General features: G+C 58.7%; 16 protein-coding genes. 11 read left to right on the top strand and 5 right to left on the bottom strand.

Features of this window, described 5'->3' with window-relative positions:
* Positions 1-33 precede the first annotated feature (33 nt).
* The 3 genes from GOB81_RS10550 to rimI are packed head-to-tail and all read left to right on the top strand — an operon-like array spanning position 34 to position 1,801.
* A complete protein-coding gene (locus GOB81_RS10550; protein ID WP_173570387.1) occupies positions 34-615 on the top strand; it encodes a malonic semialdehyde reductase in 582 nt (193 codons plus the stop codon).
* On the top strand, positions 612-1,325 hold the full coding sequence (gene tsaB, locus GOB81_RS10555; RefSeq protein ID WP_338421352.1) for a tRNA (adenosine(37)-N6)-threonylcarbamoyltransferase complex dimerization subunit type 1 TsaB: 714 nt from the start codon (positions 612-614) through the stop codon (positions 1,323-1,325). Before GOB81_RS10550 ends, tsaB begins: the two co-directional genes overlap by 4 nt.
* On the top strand, positions 1,322-1,801 hold the full coding sequence (gene rimI, locus GOB81_RS10560; protein WP_173570388.1) for a ribosomal protein S18-alanine N-acetyltransferase: 480 nt from the start codon (positions 1,322-1,324) through the stop codon (positions 1,799-1,801). Before tsaB ends, rimI begins: the two co-directional genes overlap by 4 nt.
* A 21-nt stretch (positions 1,802-1,822) precedes the next feature.
* On the opposite strand, the gene ung is transcribed toward rimI, so the two are convergent.
* The 5 genes from ung to GOB81_RS10585 form a co-directional block, all read right to left on the bottom strand.
* Complete coding sequence (ung, locus tag GOB81_RS10565; RefSeq protein ID WP_173570389.1) at positions 1,823-2,524, bottom strand: uracil-DNA glycosylase; 702 nt, start codon at positions 2,522-2,524, stop codon at positions 1,823-1,825.
* A 288-nt stretch (positions 2,525-2,812) separates the two neighbouring features.
* Positions 2,813-3,103 (bottom strand): hypothetical protein, encoded by a 291-nt coding sequence (locus GOB81_RS10570; RefSeq protein WP_173570390.1) that lies wholly within the window; start codon positions 3,101-3,103, stop codon positions 2,813-2,815.
* The gene (locus GOB81_RS10575) at positions 3,100-4,542 is read right to left on the bottom strand and encodes a PepSY-associated TM helix domain-containing protein (RefSeq protein WP_194299878.1); all 1,443 of its coding nucleotides are present in this window, start codon (positions 4,540-4,542) and stop codon (positions 3,100-3,102) included. Before GOB81_RS10575 ends, GOB81_RS10570 begins: the two co-directional genes overlap by 4 nt.
* A 23-nt stretch (positions 4,543-4,565) precedes the next feature.
* Positions 4,566-4,865 (bottom strand): hypothetical protein, encoded by a 300-nt coding sequence (locus GOB81_RS10580; protein WP_242010196.1) that lies wholly within the window; start codon positions 4,863-4,865, stop codon positions 4,566-4,568.
* Positions 4,865-7,171: a TonB-dependent siderophore receptor gene (locus tag GOB81_RS10585; RefSeq protein ID WP_173570391.1), complete on the bottom strand. Its 2,307-nt coding sequence runs from the start codon at positions 7,169-7,171 to the stop codon at positions 4,865-4,867. Before GOB81_RS10585 ends, GOB81_RS10580 begins: the two co-directional genes overlap by 1 nt.
* 646 nt (positions 7,172-7,817) lie before the next feature.
* On the opposite strand from GOB81_RS10585, the gene thiC reads away from it, so the two are divergent.
* The 8 genes from thiC to GOB81_RS10625 all read left to right on the top strand — a co-directional run bounded on the left by thiC (position 7,818) and on the right by GOB81_RS10625 (position 18,232).
* Positions 7,818-9,656: a phosphomethylpyrimidine synthase ThiC gene (gene thiC, locus GOB81_RS10590; RefSeq protein WP_173570392.1), complete on the top strand. Its 1,839-nt coding sequence runs from the start codon at positions 7,818-7,820 to the stop codon at positions 9,654-9,656.
* Between the two features lie 966 nt (positions 9,657-10,622).
* Positions 10,623-11,654, top strand: a complete 1,032-nt coding sequence (locus GOB81_RS10595) for a fatty acid desaturase family protein (protein WP_173570393.1) — start codon at positions 10,623-10,625, stop codon at positions 11,652-11,654.
* A gap of 394 nt (positions 11,655-12,048) precedes the next feature.
* The gene (locus tag GOB81_RS10600; protein WP_173570484.1) at positions 12,049-13,224 is read left to right on the top strand and encodes a cysteine desulfurase family protein; all 1,176 of its coding nucleotides are present in this window, start codon (positions 12,049-12,051) and stop codon (positions 13,222-13,224) included.
* A 14-nt stretch (positions 13,225-13,238) separates the two neighbouring features.
* Positions 13,239-13,553 carry a ferredoxin family 2Fe-2S iron-sulfur cluster binding protein gene (locus GOB81_RS10605; protein ID WP_173570394.1) on the top strand — a complete coding sequence of 105 codons (315 nt, stop codon included), beginning with the start codon at positions 13,239-13,241 and terminating at the stop codon, positions 13,551-13,553.
* A gap of 73 nt (positions 13,554-13,626) precedes the next feature.
* A complete protein-coding gene (gene mnmA / locus GOB81_RS10610; RefSeq protein WP_173570395.1) occupies positions 13,627-14,724 on the top strand; it encodes a tRNA 2-thiouridine(34) synthase MnmA in 1,098 nt (365 codons plus the stop codon).
* Between the two features lie 79 nt (positions 14,725-14,803).
* The gene (locus GOB81_RS10615) at positions 14,804-15,586 is read left to right on the top strand and encodes a response regulator (RefSeq protein WP_173570396.1); all 783 of its coding nucleotides are present in this window, start codon (positions 14,804-14,806) and stop codon (positions 15,584-15,586) included.
* A gap of 11 nt (positions 15,587-15,597) precedes the next feature.
* Positions 15,598-16,974 (top strand): ATP-binding protein, encoded by a 1,377-nt coding sequence (locus GOB81_RS10620; protein WP_173570397.1) that lies wholly within the window; start codon positions 15,598-15,600, stop codon positions 16,972-16,974.
* Between the two features lie 220 nt (positions 16,975-17,194).
* Entirely contained in the window at positions 17,195-18,232 is a 1,038-nt protein-coding gene (locus GOB81_RS10625; protein WP_173570398.1) for a CorA family divalent cation transporter, read from the top strand.
* Position 18,233: the final 1 nt, after the last annotated feature.

Consider the following 18,233-nt stretch of genomic DNA (forward strand, 5'->3'; position numbering starts at 1 on the left):
ATTCACAAACCGGAAGTGGTGAGGATTGCTGTCATGTCGCTGGATGAGAATGCGCTGGATTGCCTGTTTCAAAAGGCGCGGACGCCGGAGAAATGGACCGATCGTCCCGTGCCGGAAGAAACGGTGCGGGCGCTGTACGATCTGGTGAAACTCGGACCGACATCGGGCAACGGCTCTCCGGCGCGGTTCGTGTTTCTCTCCTCTCAGGACGCAAAGGAGCGCCTTCGGGACGCGCTCTCGGCGGGCAATGTGGAAAAGGTCATGACGGCTCCAGTCGTGGTCATCGTGGGTCACGATCCCCTGTTCTTCGAATATTTCTCGCGTCTGGGCGCCGATCCCGATCTGCGCTCATGGTTCGCGGCCGATGTCGGGCTGGCGGAAGAGACCGCTTTCCGCAATGGGACGCTGGAAGGCGCTTACCTGATCATGGCCGCGCGGGCGCTGGGACTGGATGCCTTGCCGATGTCAGGCTTCGATGCGGCCATCGTCGAGGACACATTCCTGACGGGCGAAGGCTGGCGGGCCAACTTCCTCATCGGTCTTGGCTACGGAGAACCGGTTGAAACGCCACGCGCTGCCCGACTGGCTTTTGACGAAGCCTGTCGCATCCTGTGACCGGGACCAGCGTGCCCTGCCGCGTGATGGTTCTGGATGCCGCACCGGCAGCAGTGGAGGCCCGTGTCGCGGCAGTTCTCCTTGATGAGCATGACGGAAAGAGCCTGTCGCTTCGCCATGCGCCGGGTCACGATGGCATCGGCATCATGCCTTCCATGCTGGAAGAGTGCCTCGCGGAATCCGAGTGGCAGGCCCCCGATCTGGTCGTCGTCGTCGTCGGCCCCGGTTCCTTCACAGGGCTGCGCACCTCATGCTCTCTGGCGGCCGGACTGGCGTTCGGGTTCGGCTGTCCTGTGGTGGGCGTGACACGGGGTGAAGCGCTTTCGCCTGTTCTCGACACGCTTGTCCGGCAGGAAGAGCGGACCGGCTGGCTCTGCGTGACGACAGCCCGACGGGGACGCTGGTTTGTGGAAAGCCCAGCGCCTGATCCGACCACCCTCGGGCCGGTTATCGCGGTGAAAAGCGCCGAATGGGAACCGCCTACCGGATCATGGATCGTGGCGGGCGATGGTGCTGAACAGGCTGTGGCCTGCGCGCCGGACCGCCTCTTCCTCGTGACCGTTACTGGTGAAGCCTCTCCGGAAGATATCGCCCATGTCGGTCTGCTGCGTCATCAGGGAAGACTGGCCGCGCGACCGCCGTTGCCGCTGTATGTCGATCCACCGGAAGCGAAATTGCCGGCGGCTGGTCTTCGCGCGCGCCCCGAATGACGCCGGAAGAAAAAACTTTTCCCGTTGTCACAGAGGTCGGGACCGCTTTCTCCGAGGTTCTCGCCCGGCTGCATGAAAGTGCTTTCGTCCCTGAATTCCGCTGGAGCAGCAAGGCTTTTGCAGATCTCTTTGCAACGCCGGGTGTTCTGGCGTTTCTTGCCTCCATGAATAATGAACCCGCCGGGTTCATCATGGCCCGCTCCGTTGCGGATGAAGCTGAAATCCTTACTCTGTCCGTAGCGCCCGACTGGCGACGGAAGAATGTGGCGCGCCTTCTGATTGAAACGCTGCTTTCCGATTTTTCCGAAAAAGGAATCTCCCGGATTTTTCTAGAAGTTTCCGTGGATAACAAGCCGGCACGCTGCCTGTATGCCGCGACAGGGTTCAGCGCGGCGGGCATACGGAAACGCTATTATGCCGACGGCTCTGATGCGGAAGTCATGACGAAAAAGATTATCTCCTCTCGCGGAAACTGATGTCTGCGAGAGGAAATTTTTTCATTCGTCTTCCGGTTCTTCCGGCAGTCTCCAGTCGATAGGCTTCAAGCCATGTTCTTCCAGAAACGCATTGGCCTTGGAAAAATAATGCCCACCGAAAAAACCGTTATGGGCGGAAAGCGGTGATGGGTGCGGCCCTTTCAGGACCAGATGACGCGAAGCGTCCACAAAAGCCGCTTTTTTCTGAGCATAGCTGCCCCACAATATGAAAACGACCGGTGTTTTCTGTTCATTGACGCAGGCAATCACGGCATCAGTGAACCGCTCCCAGCCCTGTCGCTGATGCGAGGCCGCCTGTCCCTGCTCCACGGTCAGCACGCTGTTGAGAAGCAGAACGCCCTGTTTCGCCCAGTGCGTCAGATTTCCATGACGCGCAGGGGGAATACCGAGATCGCTTTGCATCTCCTTGTAGATATTGACCAGTGAAGGCGGAATCCGCACGCCGCGACGGACACTGAAACACAGACCATGCGCCTGACCAGCGCCATGATAGGGGTCCTGTCCGAGAATAACCACGCGTACGGAACCGAGCGGTGTCAGGTTCAGGGCGCGAAACCATTCAGGTCCGCGCGGGAAGATCATCTTTCCTGCCTCTTTCTCTTTCAAAAGAAAGGCTTTCAGATCCTTCATGTAGGAAGCATCGAACTCCTTCTGCAACGCCACGCGCCAGTTTTCGTCCAGTTTCACACCTGTCTGGGTCACGAAGCGTCTCCCTCTTTCCTGACGAACCTTACCTGTTTCTGGCCCCGGACGCCCCGTGATGCAACTTTTGTCCCCAGCTATGCCGGCGCAGAGGATAGTTCCTCTGGTTGGAACGGTTTGTCTCTTAAGCCACCCCTCTCCAAATAGTGCCGTTTTCAGAAGACCAAATTTCAACGGTTCATTTGCAGATATTCCTGCTGTGGCATTCCAGTTCTCTTTGGAACTTTGGATTTCCAACGACAGGTCATCCAAAGGAGCGGCCTGATCTTTCCCGGAGACGTATGTTCTTCAGCTTCCGCCGCCCGTGCGTCGCACCCTTTGCACCCCTCGATACCGCCATGCCCATCCCAGCGCCACGACAACCGTCGCGATTGAAAACGATCCCAGCCACACGAAAAGGGCCGTGGAAGGTCGCTGGTAAAGGCACAGAAGCAATCCCACCAACGAGACCCAGCGCATCAGGCGAACTGTGAGAGCAGGCGCAACGGCCTCCCGTCTTGCGATCCGCAGCATCCGGGGTTCAGAAACCGCCTGCACGGACAGGCTGACAATCCAGAGAACACTGCACAGAACGATCATGCGAGACGTCGGGCGATCTGAAAGGCAACAGCCGCGACGCACAAAGCAATCAGATCCACGGCGGCAAAAACGGTTGGCGTGTGAAAAACGGTCCCGCCCGACCGGGTCAGCAGGTCAAGCGGCCCCAGCAGGGCAGACAGAACAGCAAGAAGCCCAAGCTCACTTCTCCAGACCTGCACCCTCCATTTCATGAGGCAGCCGCCCATACCCCACACGGCGCTTGCAGCCCATATCAGGAAGAATACGGTCACTTCCTCTTGCGTGCGCTGCTCAGATCCCCCGGAAAGCAACCGGTTTCCCCAGAAAAATCCTGAACAGGCCAAAGGAAAACCCACCAGCACACTCACCGTGAGTCCCTCCGCCAGACGGAAGATAACACGGCCTCCGGACAGACGCCGACGCTTCATCAAAAAGAGAACAAGTCCGCTTCCAATCATGATTGTGGTTGCGAGACCCGAGATGAAATACAGCCAGCGCATCCCAGCACCACCCCAGCGAACGTAATGGATGCCTTCCATGACCTGTTGCGTGCGTGTGAGGGGCGTGGTCAGCAGGACATGCCTTATGAAATGACCATCATACGAAAAATCGACATGTTCACGTGTGCGGGCAGGGCCGGAGGCATCCGTGCGACTGATCAGGATATTCTTTGGCAGAAAAAGGATGAAACCGACCTGTCCTGCTCTGACCACCTTTTCGGCGTCATGCAGGAGGGGAGACAGAGGCGGCAGGGCAGGCACAACCGTTTTTTCTTTTTGTAATGCAGGCGATTCCGCCCGAACAGCAACGGGTGTGATCGCCGCGTTGATGGAAGCCAGATAGGAGACCGGTGGCAGAATGGAACGGGTGTGCAGAAATGTCCCTGTATAAGCCATCATAAATGCGAATGGCAGGAATGGAACGCTGGCAAGGACATGTACATCAAGCCATGCGCGCAGACGTGCGGAAAACGGACGCAAAACCAGCAGATCGGGAATCAGTTCTTTCAGATGAATGATAATACCTGATCCAAGCACGATCAGAAGCATGAGCCCCGAAAACGTCACAAAGATGATGCCAGTATCGCCATTTCTCAGGCTGTAGTGCAGGTCATAGAAGAACGTTCCGCCCACCGTCGCGCGGGCAGCCAGTTCCTGTCCGGTGCCAGGGTCAAAGGGAATGTTCAGAAACTCGTGACCGTCATGATACTGCACACGCAGGATCGGATCACGCTCTGACGGGAGGGTGATAAAAGGTTTCTCATCCCGCTCAAGCAGTTTCCTGATCGTGGGCAAGGTTTCTTCAAGCGCCTCATCCGTCAGGGCGGTCGCTGAAGGCGGCACCTCCGGTTGCAGCCAGCGCGTCAGTTCAGTGTCGAAAACAGCGATCGTACCGGAGGCAAAGATGCAGACCAGAAGCAGCCCGAACACGAACCCACTCCACGCATGAAGCCATCCCATGCGTGTACGCAACCTGTCCTGAATCATAGGTGGATAAGCGTCGCCAGACCGGCGAGACACGCCACACAGGCGACAATCACCGGTCCTGTCAGCCGCTTCCACGCGCCAAAAGCCAGCAGTCCCATAATGGGGAAAGCAGCAACCGCGATCATCTGACCGAAGATCATGGCGTCATGCCGATTACCCGGCCCCCAGCCAGACGATCCAAGCGTGAGGAAATGCGCGACCGCCCAGGCCAGCACAAATGCTACGAGGACCCGTCCCACGAGACGCGAGGGAGAGACGAAGGCTTTCTGCCGTGCGGATGATAAATCCGGAGACATCAGAAATTTGAGCGCAGGGTAAACATGAAATTTCGTGGCTCTCCATAGTAGTTATAATAATAAACGGTGCCGAGGCGCTGATAATAGCGGGTGTTGGAAATATTATTGAGCGTCACTGTGCCCGCCAGATAACGGTTCCACTGATACCCGGCCTGCAGGGACGCCACGATGTACCCTTTCTGTGTGACCAGCCTGCTGTTCCCGAATGTCCCACTTTGCGCATTTATGCCCCCACCGATGCTCCAGATATTCTTCTCAGCACCGGGATAAGGCTCAAAACGATAATGTGTCCAGAGTTTCCACAGATGACGGGGCGAGTTGGAGGCATAGACAAGGCCGGCCTGTGAGGCATTTCCATTGTTGATAATGGCGTTGTCGTTAAAGGTGTAGCTGGCATTGATATCCCACCCGTTCGCCGGGCGCCCAATGACTTCCGCCTCTGCACCCTGACTACGGGTCTTTCCTGTCGCCACATAGCAGTCATCATTGCGTGACGGTCCGCAGACCGCCGACAGAGCCCCATTATACACTGCCTGATTGCGCTGGATGATCTTGTAGCCGGCAAGCGTGAATCCCAGCTTATGGTCGAGCAGGTCTCCCTTTACCCCACCTTCAATCTGATTGCCGCGAACGGGGGCAAGCCGTCCAGTCGTGTCGAAAGCCGACTGCGGCGAGAAAATGGATGTATAGCTGGTATAAAGTGAAATCGACGGAATAACGTGCCAGACGCCGCCGATATAGGGCGTCAGAATACCCTGCTGATCGATCTGCGTGTCCGAGGCGCCCCGCGTCGGGCCAACGCGCTGTTCCTTGCTGACATAACCGCTGATACGTCCTCCCAGAAGGATGGAGACGCTGGAGACCGGTTTGATCTGCGCCTGACCATACACGCCCCATTGATCCGTCGGTTCCCGGTAACGGTTCTTCACGGAAGGCAGCGTGACACCCGACAGAAGCGCCGGAGCAAAAGCGGAAATTCCGCCCAGTTGCGGATCGCTCGTCGCAGTCAGGCTCGCTCCCCCTCCATTATAAACATAATGGTTGAAATCCGAGCCCAGCATCAACTGGTGCGTCTGCCCGAACAGATGCACGGGCCCCGTTACATAAGCATCCACACCATCATTGACTTCACTGTATTTTGTATTTGCGGCAACGAAGTTTCCGGTCTGAGTTTTCGCATTATAGCTGTTGAGATAAGCGTACTGGAGCGTGGTTTCCGAGCTCCGATGCCGCACATTGACGCGGGCGCGCCAGCCATGACTGAAGAGATGCTCAAGCTGCGCTTCCACCTCTGTCATCGGCACCGCCGAAGCATTCCAGTTCGCACCGATGAAGGAGTTTCGGGGCAGCTTGAGATCCGCCCCTGTGCTGCTGCGGGGAAGTCCCATAAAACGCATGGTGTCATTGCTCTGGGAAGAAACCATCACGGTCAGAGTATCATGACGCGACAAATGGACATCCGTTACGGAATAGATTGTCCATCGGCGATCATAGGCATTTTTATAGAAGAAATTCCGGTCTGTTCCCGCCAGCACAAGCCGGGTCGAGACAATCTTCGAGTTGCCGATCGGGCCACCCACATCGACCGTCGCATGGTAATTGTTCCACGACCCGGCGGAGAATGAGGCGTTGCCTTGAAACTCCTCCGTTGGCCGCTTATGTACGAAATTGGTGCTTCCAGCCGGACTGCCCGCTCCCTGCAATAAACCACTCGGTCCCCGCAGAACCTCGATCCGGTCATAGATCGCCAGATCATACTGCTGGCTCAAATTGAGACTACCTGATGCCGGTACACCATCATATTGCGGCTGCAGCGCGAAACCGCGTGCAGAATACCCTGCTGTTCCATCACCGTACAGATTTACATTCACACCGGCGACCTGCTTCAGGGCAGCATCCACGGTGTTCAGGTTCTGATCTTTCATCTGCTGGGTGCTCAGAACAGAGATGGACTGTGGAACATCCTGAAGCTTCATCAGCATCTTTGTGGTCGTCACCGCACTGACCGTATATGTGCCGGTTCCGTCCGTCGAAGCGTTCGGTCGATGTCCGAGCACGAGAAGCTGCTCGATGCTGCCAGGGATTTTTTCAGAATCGTCCTGTTTTTTCTTCTTTTTCGCCAGGCTCTTTCCACGATGAGACTCTGGATGAAGCGCGACCGACGACCGGGCGCCCCTGTCAGATGCCTCCTCCACCGGCGCATCGCGACCGGCGGCCCAGGCATCTTCCCCCACGAGCGGGGAGACCGCAGACAGAGCTGTTCCGAAACAGACAACGTAACGGAGCGAAGGAAGAACGGAAGACATCAACGTGTCGTGCCTTTTATTAAGGAAGGATTTTCGATCACGGGTTTGTGACATCTCAGAGCCGGGATGTCCACAATTAATAACAATTATCATTTGCAATAAATGACATGTAATGACACGAAATTCTTCCGGTAGATAGAAAATCCAGAAATCCTCTGAAGAATTATAGTGATTCATCTATCCTGAACCATAAAACATGATCTGTTACCAGACGCAGACTGATCCAGTATTTGGAGAAAGATGCAGGATTATCGCGTGCCCACTCCGGTGCAAAAAATGCCCTTGGCACGTTTTCTGACGATATTCCAACCCGTTCATCCGCCCTCCTGACGCGACAGGCGCTCCATGAACTCTATCCCTCACGATCTCGTCATTGCTCACGCGATCATTGACAAAAGCAGCCTTTTTGCGGCCTGATGGGAACTACCAAGGGGGGTTCCGCCCAAAGGAACTGAGAGGCCACTGGCACCTGCGCGGCAGGACGGTGTGGCGACCCTGCCGGCGCTTCATATGAGCGCTGGGGAACCTGATCCGGTTAGTACCGGCGGAGGGACTGGTCTGGCCGCGAGCAGCGCCGTGCGTCCGTACAGCCACGGCAGACCCATCCGGCCCGATCCGTTCCTTGCACGTAAGCGAGGACGCAGTCATGAACCACGTTACACCCAAGGGTGCCGCCACGGGGGCCCCAGCCCCAGGTCACGTCACAACCGGCCCCGTCTGGGGGTCGCAGAAGGTCTATTCCAGTCCTAAAGATCACCCGGAAATTCATGTACCTTTCCGCGAGATCGCGCTTGATCCGTCCGCTAACGAACCACCGCTGCGTCTTTACGATACCTCCGGCCCCTACACGGACACGGATGTCGCCATCGACGTGGCAAAGGGACTGCCTAAACCACGCGCCGGGTGGCTGGAAAAACGCGGCCTCCAGAAAGCAATCCCTCGTGCGGTGAAGCTGGAAGACAATGGCGGCGCAACGGGTGATCGCCTCGTTGCACCCTGTCCCGCACCGCACATGGTGCTGGAAGCAGGCAGTGGGGCGCACGTCACGCAGTATGAATTCGCCCGTGCCGGGATCATCACCGAGGAGATGATCTATGTGGCCCACCGCGAGAATCTTGGCCGTCAGAAGGCCGCTGAGGGTGCTGCGGCCCGACGTGCGGATGGTGAAGATTTCGGTGCGACTCTTCCCGAATTCGTGACGCCTGAATTCGTGCGTGACGAGATCGCCCGTGGCCGCGCCATCATCCCGGCCAACATCAATCACCCGGAGCTTGAACCAGTCATCATCGGGCGCAACTTTCTCGTAAAGGTGAATGCCAATATCGGCAATTCCGCCGTCACATCGTCGGCTGCCGAGGAAGTGGAAAAGCTGGTCTGGTCGATCCGCTGGGGTGCGGATACGGTCATGGATCTCTCCACCGGCCGCAACATTCACAACATCCGCGACTGGATCCTGCGCAATGCGCCGACACCGATCGGTACCGTGCCGCTCTATCAGGCACTGGAGAAAGTCAACGGCGACGTCGCCAAGCTTTCGTGGGAAGTGTTTCGCGATACGCTGATCGAGCAGGCCGAACAGGGCGTGGATTATTTCACCATTCATGCCGGTGTGCGTCTGGCGCACATTCCCCTGACCGCCGAGCGCGTGACCGGCATCGTTTCACGCGGTGGCTCGATCATGGCGAGCTGGTGCCTGATGGAGCATCGTGAGAGTTTCCTCTACGAGCATTTTGCGGACATCTGCGACATCATGCGCAAGTATGACGTTTCGTTCTCCCTCGGCGATGGCCTGCGTCCCGGTTCCATATCGGACGCCAACGATGCCGCGCAGTTCGCTGAACTGGAAACGCTGGGTGAACTGACGAAAATCGCCTGGGCAAAGGGATGTCAGGTCATGATCGAAGGCCCCGGCCATGTGCCGATGCACAAGATCAAGGCCAACATGGACAAGCAGTTGAAGGAATGTGACGAAGCCCCCTTCTACACGCTTGGCCCGCTAACGACCGACATTGCACCGGGCTATGACCACATCACCTCCGCCATCGGCGCGGCGATGATCGGCTGGTTCGGCACGGCGATGCTCTGCTACGTCACGCCGAAGGAACATCTCGGCCTCCCCAACCGCGATGACGTGAAAGTTGGTGTGATTACCTACCGTCTTGCGGCCCATGCGGCCGATCTGGCCAAAGGACATCCCACTGCGAAGTTGCGTGACGATGCCCTGAGCCGTGCACGTTTCTCGTTCCGCTGGGAGGATCAGTTCAAGCTCTCGCTCGATCCGGATACGGCCCGTGCCTATCATGACGAGACGCTGCCGAAAGACGCCCACAAGACGGCGCATTTCTGCTCAATGTGCGGCCCGAAATTCTGCTCGATGCGGATTTCTCAGGACATCCGCGACGATGCCCAGCGCATCGCGGGAATGGAGGAGAAAAGCCGGGAATTCCGTGAAGCCGGAGGGAAGGTTTACGTTCCGGCTGAGTGAGGACAGGTTTGCTTTATCGGGGCGGCGTGCAGGAAAGTGCCGTCACCCCGATGACACTCTGCGCACGTCAGTGTGTCGGGATGGTGTTTGGCTCAGGCTCTGAAAGAGCGATGACTACGGGAACAGAAGAGCGACATGAAAACTGTTTCGGTCACCAGACAGAAGTAGCCGCACAATGCTGCCGTCTCCGGAGATTTTTTCTCGACCGACAGCTCTCCTCCAAAGGGGGAGAACATACCCTGATCAGGAAACTGGTGGCGAAGAGGGTGGGTCAAAGCAGCTGATGATTGATGGCGACCACATCAAAGCACGCGGGCATGGAAGCCGGGTCGCTGAACAAAAGATTCCCCGCGCACTATCGGGCACACATCTGCATTCAAAGCTGCACAGATGATGGAGCCATTCGGGACAGCCTGTCCGTTTGCGTTCGAGTAGCCCAGACCATGCCCCTACCCGTGCGCCGGCGAGAGAATCTTCTAACAGGGCAGCAGGACGTGGGCGGAGGCTGGCCAGAATCCTGAGCTACCTCGCGCGTACCGGTGATCACCGCCGACCATGCGTCAAATCATTACTTAAAAATAATTTTCAGGTGGCATCTCTATAAACAGTGGCCCCTATCGAAACCATATCAGCTCTCCATAAAGGCTGCTGACTGGCCCAGACAAAAAATTCGCCTCATCTGCATGTTTTGTTTTTCTGTCTATATCTTTTCTTTTCAATAGCCTTCTTTATGCCCCCCGCATAAAGGAGCCACCACTTACGAATTCGGCAGCAGAAAAAGGCGGGCAAACGGGCCTCGATGGGGAAAGGTCTATGACTTAATAGAAAGGAAGGAAAAAACGTTTATAGCAATTTTAAATATTAATTGAGGAAACTATTGTTACAATTTCTCGATTTAATTAATATTGATTATTAAATGCAAAGACTATATAGGCCTATAGTTACACCTAAAATCTATGGAATGTCATGAATCAATGTGCGCCTGAAAAACTGACGGCTTCAGGGTATTCCGACCATACACTCAGATCGATAAAGCAGTATCAGGGCTCGCAGCTCGGGGTCAGTCTCTTTCAGCTGGGCTCGACCGTCGGTCTGCTGCTGGCCTGCTACGTTCTGATGTATGCGGGGCTTACACATGGATGGTGGAGTGTGCTGTTGCTGACCCCGCTTGCATCCGGGCTGTCCATACGCACATTCATCCTGCAACATGATTGCGGCCACGGCTCCCTGTTCAAAAACCGGTGGACCAACGATCTGGTCGGGCGCGCATGCTCACTGCTGACTCTGACCCCCTACGATCACTGGAAGAAGCACCACGCTGTGCACCATGGATCGTGGAACAACATGGACACCCGGGGACGGCTGTCCGACCTGTATTCGGACTGCATGACGGTCGCCGAATATAAGAAAATGACACGGCTGAATAAATTTCTCTATCGGATCAGCAAAAATCCGATCCTCACTATCTTCGTGATGCCCCCGATCATTTTCTTCATCGTTTATCGCATTGCGTTTGACACGCCACGTCACTGGGTGCGGGAGCGGCTTGGCGTCTGGCTCACCAATCTCTGCCTGATTCTGGGCTATGGAGCCCTTATCTGGGTCGTCGGACTGAAATTCGTAGCCCTTGTAAGCTTCATGGTGATCTATCCTGCCGCTGTGACCGGCGTCTGGCTCTTTCTCGTGCAGCACAAATTCGAAGGGGTTCAGTGGTCTGAAAATCCGCAATGGAATAGCTTTGATGCCGTGGTGGGCGGATGCTCGTTTCTGCGTCTCTCAGGAATCTTCCGCTGGTTCACCGGCGATATCGGCACCCATCACGTGCACCACGCGGCACCCGGAATTCCCAATTACCGCCTGATAGCCTGTCACGAGGCTCACCCGGTTTTTCAACACGTAAAGGTCCTGAGTTGGCGGGATGGAGTCAGGGAAGCCCGGGTCAACACGCTCTGGGATGAGGAAAACCGAACAATGGTGAATTTACACTCCGTCACGTGACGGCAGGAAGAATGAAGATTGCTGGCTATCGCGAAGAAAGTAGCAGCGTAAGGGATTAGGCCATCTTACGCCGCGCGATAGCAGCTTTGAAGAATGCCCCCTTCGAAAACGTTTGGGCAAACCGAGCCAACCTGCCGGGAACGCCTGCCCTGAATGGGGCCGAACGGGGACATATTCCCAAACGCCCCCTTTCCTGAAACATCCCCCGTAGCGGCGGCTCGTTCGACGCGACGGGTGGTCTGCTGGACGACCTGTTCGACTTCACGCGTCCGGCCCATCAAGCGGCTCCATCCCTTTGGCGGCCCGGCGACAGCGCACGCGCGACCTCTTGCGTCCCCTTCCCCCACTCACCATTCTCCCCATACAGACGTCGCCACCAGCACTGAAAGACCCCATGCAGGAGATCTATCTCGACAATGCCGCCAGCACGCCCTGCGATGCGCGTGTCATGGCGGTGATGGCTCCTCTTTTTGCCGAGGAATACGCCAACCCGCACAGCGGCACGCATGCGCCCGGCCAGCGGGCTGCGGAGGCCGTCCAAACGGCGCGTGCTGAAATCGCCGCACTGATCGGGGCAGATCCGCGAGAGATCATCTTCACGTCCGGCGCAACGGAAGCGAACAATCTGGCCATCAAGGGAGCCGCCAGGTTCCGCGCACGGCAGGGCGACGGGCGAAAGCGGATCATCACTCTGGCGACGGAGCATAAATGCGTGCTGGAAAGCGTGCGCGATCTGGCGCTGGAAGGGTTCGAACCGATCATTCTCGGTTTGGACCGCAATGGACACGTCGATCCGGACCGTCTGCGCGAAGCCTTGTCCGTCCCAACGGCGCTGGTCAGCATCATGGCCGTCAACAACGAAACTGGTATTTTGCAGGACCTGTCCGTCCTCAGTGGTCTCGTCAAAGAGGCCGGAGCCCTTCTGCATTCCGATCTTGCTCAGGCAGCGGGGAAGACGGGCATCGACGTGAAAACGCTGAACCTCGATCTGGCCTCCCTCTCGGCGCACAAGATGTATGGACCGAAAGGGGTGGGAGCGCTGTTCGTCCGCAGGCGGCCACGCGTTCGGCTGGAGCCCCTGTTTTCCGGCGGAGGGCAGGAGCGGGGCCTGAGATCCGGGACATTGCCCTCCACGCTGGTGGCTGGCTTCGGGGAAGCCGCGCGGATCGCACGGAAGGAATGGTCAGCGGATAATGACAGGCTGGCCGGTCTGGCAGCTGAGCTGTTTCATGGGCTTGGCACACGCCAGGTCGCGTTTTCCATCAACGGGGAAGACGCACGCCGACTGCCGGGGATCATCAGCCTGCGCCTGCATGACGCTCCGGCCATGAAAGTGATCGAAGCTCTCCCTCATCTGGCGCTGTCGATCGGCTCAGCCTGTTCCTCGGCCGATCTCACGCCGTCCTACGTGCTGACGGCCATGGGGATGGAGCCCTCCGAAGCGGCGGAAAGCTTGCGTCTCTCGCCCGGACGATTTACCACGCCCGCCGATATTGCGCGCACGGCGGACCTGCTGGCCGGCGCGGTACAGAAGGTGAGGGCCTCCACCTTCGCCCAAAAGACAGACTGAGCGAGAATTCCAAAATGCCTCACATGATTTTCGTCGAGCCCGATGGTACCGAACGCCAGGTCGATGCACCGGTCGGTCTTTCCGTCCTCGAAATCGCCCATAAACACGGTGTCGATCTGGAAGGCGCCTGCGAAGGCTCTCTGGCCTGCGCCACCTGCCATGTGATCGTCGATCCGTCATGGGCGCCCAAACTGACCACGCCGACCGAGGATGAAGAGGATATGCTGGACCTCGCCTTCGGGCTTGAGGCAACATCACGCCTCGGATGCCAGATTATCATAAGTGACGCACTGGACGGACTGAAGGTCCGCCTGCCGCGCAAGAGCTGAGGACCGGCTCGGCCCCGTCGGGAGAACGACGGCAGGGGCTGGACGTTCCACCCGGGAAAGGGGCCTGACCATCATGCGTATTCTCGTTGCCATGTCCGGAGGCGTGGACAGTTCGGTCGTTGCCGCACGCCTTGTCGAACAGGGGCATGAGGTCATCGGCGCGACCCTCCAGCTCTATGACAGCCGGGGGGCGGCCAAAAAAGGTGCCTGCTGCGCCGGTCGCGACATTCAGGACGCTCGCGAGGTCGCTGAACGGCTCGGTATTCCCCATTACGTCATCGATGCGGAGCAGCGGTTCCGTGACAGCGTGATCGAGCGCTTCGCCACGTCCTATGCCGAAGGCGAGACCCCGGTCCCCTGCGTGGCCTGCAATCAGGGTGTGAAGTTCACGGACCTGCTCGGTCTGGCAAAGGACATCGGCGCGGATGCGATGGCGACGGGCCATTATGTCCGCCGCATGGACGGGGAAAAGGGTGCGGAGATGCACCGCCCCGTGGATGCGGACCGTGACCAGAGCTGGTTCCTGTTCGCCACCACCCGCGACCAGCTTGACTACCTGCGCTTCCCGCTGGGCGAGATGCCCGACAAGGACGCCGTGCGCGCGGAGGCGGAGCGGTTCGGCCTGCTGGTGGCGGACAAACCCGACAGTCAGGATATCTGTTTCATCCCGAACGGCACCTATTCAGATCTCGTCGAGAACCTGCGACCGGATATGCGCGGAGAAGGTGAGATCGTGGACCGGAGCGGCAATGTCCTGGGGCACCACGAGGGCGTGACACGCTTCACCGTGGGGCAGACCAAGCGCCTTGGCGATGCTGCCCAGATCGCTGGTGAACGCCAGATGGTGGTCGGCATCGAACCGGGGAAGCGCCGGATTGTCGTGGCCCCACGCGCAAGCTCGATGGTGACGACATGCCGTCTGCGGGACATGAACTGGCTGATAACCCCGCCGGACGAAGCGAGCGGTGAGGCCGTGCGGTGCATGGTGCAGCTTCGCGCACGGGAAAAACCCCGTGCTGCATCCGTAAAAGCTCTTGGCATAAACGTGGCTGAAGTCGTTCTGGACGAACCAGCGCTGCCTGCGCCGGGACAGGCCTGCGTGCTCTATGACGGCACACGCGTGCTGGGTGGCGGCCTGATTTGTCGCACGGAGGGGAGTCTCGTTTGCTGAATTGCGAACCATTCTCGACGTCCTGCAACAAAGAGGATACAATCACTCTCTGTTCCACGAACCGGACCATGCGAAAAAAATGAACGAATACGCATCGCACGACGCCGATTTGCAGGATCTTCCGACCCGTATCCTCATCGTGGAGGATGACGCGGGGATGCGGACCCTTCTGAGCCGCACGCTTCAGGCAGACGGTTACCGCCTCCGCGCCGTACCGGACGCCCGTTCCATGTGGGAAGCGCTGGAGACGGAAGCCGCCGACCTCGTCATCCTCGACGTGATGATGCCGGGGATGAATGGCCTCGACCTTTGCCGGGCGCTCCGTCAGGGCGGAATCCGGGGCGGGGTGGAGGATGAATCCTTCACGCGCATTCCGATCATCATGGTCTCGGCGCGCGGCGAAGAACTGGACCGGGTTCTTGGCCTTGAACTCGGAGCGGACGACTATGTCGCCAAGCCGTTCGGCCAGAAGGAACTGCTTGCCCGCGTTCGCGCCGTGCTGCGGCGTGGCAAGAACGCTGTTGCACCCGCACCCGGACGGCAGCGGCGGGAAGTCATCAACTTCGCCGGCTGGTCGCTCGATCTGCGACGGCGCGAACTGTATGATCCGTCCGGCGCGATCGTCGAAATTTCCGGGGCCGAGCATGACCTGCTGGTCAGCTTTCTGGATAATCCCCAGCGGGTGATCGGACGCGACCGGCTGCTCGAATTGTCACGCACCCGTCTGGGGGACGTGTCAGACCGCTCCATTGACGTGCTGGTAAGCCGTCTGCGTCGCAAACTGGGCACAGAGGCGGACAGTCTCATCCGTACGGTGCGCGGGCAGGGCTATATCTTCACGGCCGCGGTCGACCGGGTCTGACTGCCGACGCTTTGGCTCAGGACGCCGCCCCGGCCATTCGCGAACGGCGCATTCTCCTGTGGCCGCGCGGCCTCATGGGGCGGGTTCTGTTCGTCCTGCTGGCCTCGATCGGCGTCGTCTTTGTCGCGAGCTGGACACTCTACGAGCGGGCCGAAGCCGTCATCGAGGACAGTGACCGGTTCGATCTTATCGGTGAACGGCTGGCGACCGATGTCCGCGTCATCGACGGGGCACCCGCCAATACCCGTGCCGTGCTCTCGACCATGCTCTCGACGGACGACCTCCGTATCACCTGGCGCCCGGCAGTGGCCGTCAAGGAACTGGTCATCGAGCCCAAGGGGATGGTTCCTCTTCATGAGCGGCTGGTGAAAGCCAACCCTATTCTCGGCCACGTCGATCTGCGCCTCTCTCCCGGAGGCCCCGGCCGATGGACCGATATCAGCGGTGCCCTGACTCTCCAGGACAGTAGCCAACTCACTTTCACGGCGCCGGACATTCTCCGCAGCCATGTCGTGACACAGGGACTGGCGACAGCAGCCATCGTCACGCTGGCAGTGCTGCTGGCTGCCGCCATGCTGGTGCATTCGCTCAGCCTGCCCTTACGGGCGCTGGCGACCGTCGCCGACACGATCGGCGCAGGAGAATGGGAGCCTCTGGCCGAAAAAGGCCCCCGTGAGGTGCGCCGCCTTGCTCACGCCATCAACGCCATGCAGGAACGTATCTCCCACCTTATTGAAGACCGCACGGAAGCGCTTGCAGCGGTTTCCCACGATCTGCGCACGCCTCTGGCACGCCTTCGGCTGCGCGCCGGCTTTCTCGGAGACGGAGAAGCTCAGGAAGCCATCGAGGCCGATATCGACGAGATGGAAGCCATGGTCGATGGCGTGCTGGCCTATCTGTCCGGGGAAAAGGAACGGGAGGCACCGCGTTCGACCGACCTCGCCGCGATCCTGACCACGATCATGGATGATGCAACGGATCGGGGTGCCGATGTCGTCTATAACGGGCCGGACCGGCTGCCGCTTGTCCTCCCCCCGCTCGCAATGAAGCGGGTGTTCACCAATCTAGTGGAAAATGCGCTTCATTACGCCGGGTCGGCATCGATTTCCGTTCAGGAAACCCCTTACAGCGTGATCGTGGATGTCGATGATACCGGACCGGGTATTCCCGATATTGAAATCGAACGTGTCACCACGCCATTCTACCGCGTGGAATCTTCCCGTTCACGCCGCACAGGCGGACTGGGGCTGGGGCTCGCCATCGTGAAACGGGAAGTGGAACGTGCAGGCGGCGTCTTCGTGCTGGCCAACCGGCCAACGGGCGGCCTGCGGGCGGAAACGATCCTGCCCCTCCATTCCCGTGAAGCAGGCCCGGTCCTGAATTCCTGAGGCATAGTCCCGTCCGGAGATAAAGCTGGCGCAGGAAACTCCTGGCTATTGAGGCGCTTTCTGTCTGTCCGGAAGATGGAACCTCTTCGTCTTCCCAAGTCAGACACGCATTGTCAGCCTTCCTGTCCTGTGTCAGATCACACATCGCGATTGAAACGGGCCGCCCATACTCCCACCGACACTCACACCTGTTCTGCTGCGGATGAAAGGAGGGAAAACGATGCCTGAGACCCAGACGAGTTCTTCTCTCCCCTCTGACCTGACAAATGCTCTTGCCGATGGTCTGGTGTGGGCGATTTTCTGTGCACCCGACACCAAACCGGTCAAGCTGCCACCGGAAGAGGTCAGCCTATGCCTCGAAGATCCGGCCTTTCCGCCGGAAGGCTGGGGCTGGCTGCATTTCGATATCGTTCACACGCGCTCCCGTGCGCAGGTGGAAGCCATTCCCTCGCTGTCGGATGACGCCAAGCAGACCCTGACGAGCACGGATGGCGGCGCGCGGCTTGAAGCCGATGGCGAGCTTGTTTACGGCGCATTGCCCGCCTTTGACGATGCCGCGTCCGACGATGACCGCGACGTCTGCGTCTGGCGCTTTGCAATGCGACCGAACCTGCTCATCACCACCCGTCGTCATCCGGTTCCGGCCCTCGGCGTGGTGTATCGGGAACTTCAGCGGAAAAAAACGCCCGAAAACCCAGCGTCTCTTGTCGATATGGCGCTGCTGGAATTCGCCGATACGGCCCGTCGCACCATGTCGCGGCTCGACGATCAGCTGGACCGGGCCGAGGACGTTCTGCTGCTGCTCGATCGCGATACCGATCTCGGCCGAATGGGCGGCATGCTGGGTCAGGTGCGTCGCCGCACCACAGAACTGCGACGGGTCATCGCTCCGGTCAATCGTATCTTCAACGATGAAGAACTGGAGCTTCCCGAATGGGCGGAAGACGATCTGCGCGATCGTTCCGAGCGCCAGATTCACGGGGCGCTCGATGATTTGCTCGCGCTTCAGGATCGCGCCCGCTCTCTGCAGGATGAACTGACATCCGGGCAGGCGGAAGAAACGAACCGACGTCTCTATATCGTCTCCGTTGGCACAACCCTCATGCTGCCGGCGACTTTCGTCACCGGATTTTTCGGGATGAACACGGGCGGTATGTTTCTGGCAGGAGGCGACTGGGGCACTGTGATTGCCGGTGGCCTGTGTTTCCTGATCATGCTCGGAACATGGCTTGTTCTGAAAGTGACCCGCCTTCTCTAGA

Source organism: Acetobacter conturbans (assembly GCF_011516755.1).
Taxonomy (GTDB): domain Bacteria; phylum Pseudomonadota; class Alphaproteobacteria; order Acetobacterales; family Acetobacteraceae; genus Acetobacter; species Acetobacter conturbans.